The following is an 890-nucleotide window of genomic DNA, read 5'->3' as shown; positions in this document are numbered from 1 at the left end:
CCGCCAGCTCCTTCGACATCGTCAGCAAGGTCGACCGGCAGGAGGTCGACAACGCCGTCAACCAGGCCGCCAAGGAGATCAGCCAGCGCTACGACTTCCGCGGGGTCGGCGCCTCGGTCCAGCTGTCCGGGGACACCATCCAGCTGCGCGCCAACACCCCGGAGCGCTGCAAGGCGGTCCTCGACGTGCTGCAGACCAAGCTGGTCAAGCGTGGGGTCTCCCTCAAGCACCTGTCCTACTCCGACGACGGGGAGCCACGCGCCTCCGGCAAGGAGTACCGCCTCGACGCCGCCCTCTCCGAGGGGATCAGCACCGAGCACGCCAAGACGATCGCCAAGCTGATCCGCGACCAGGGCCCCAAGTCGGTCAAGCCGCAGATCCAGGGGGACGAGCTGCGGGTCACCAGCAAGAGCCGCGACGACCTGCAGGCCGTGCAGCAGCTGGTGCGGGAGGCCGAGCTGGACGTCGCGGTCCAGTTCACCAACTACCGATGAGTCCCGGCGGGTGAGCCGGTCTGCCCTTCCGACGAGCAGCGAGTCCCCACCGAGGAACTCCCGAGCCGAAGGAGGGCCGATGGGGATCGTGACGGCGTCGGTGTCGGTGTCGCTGGACGGCTGCCTCGCCGGACCGCAGCAGTCCCGCGAGGACCCCCTGGGTGAGGGTGGCGAGCGGCTGCACGAGTGGATGTTCGAGCACGCCGAGGACCACTCGGTGGAGGTCGCCGCGCAGACCACCGCGAGCGCCTACGTCATGGGCCGGAACATGTTCGGCCCGCCGCGCGGGGTGCCGGACGAGGAGTGGCGGGGCTGGTGGGGGGAGGAGCCGCCCTACCACGCGCCGGTCTTCGTGCTCACCCACCGCCCCCGGGAGCCACTGGTGATGGCCGGCGG

General features: G+C 70.7%; 2 protein-coding genes. Both read left to right on the top strand.

The annotated features are described in order from the left end of the window. Positions 1 to 494: YajQ family cyclic di-GMP-binding protein (locus GFJ45_RS16170; RefSeq protein WP_153399138.1), on the top strand; the 494-nt coding region annotated here is incomplete at its 5' end. Between the two features lie 79 nt (positions 495 to 573). After that, positions 574 to 890 (top strand): dihydrofolate reductase family protein (locus GFJ45_RS16165; RefSeq protein ID WP_194288749.1); only part of this gene is annotated, 317 nt, incomplete at its 3' end.

The sequence above is a fragment of the Ornithinicoccus halotolerans genome (assembly GCF_009602535.1).
Lineage (GTDB): Bacteria > Actinomycetota > Actinomycetes > Actinomycetales > Dermatophilaceae > Ornithinicoccus > Ornithinicoccus halotolerans.
Note: the sequence above shows the minus strand (reverse complement) of the source record. Positions and strands in the feature narration are given on the sequence as shown.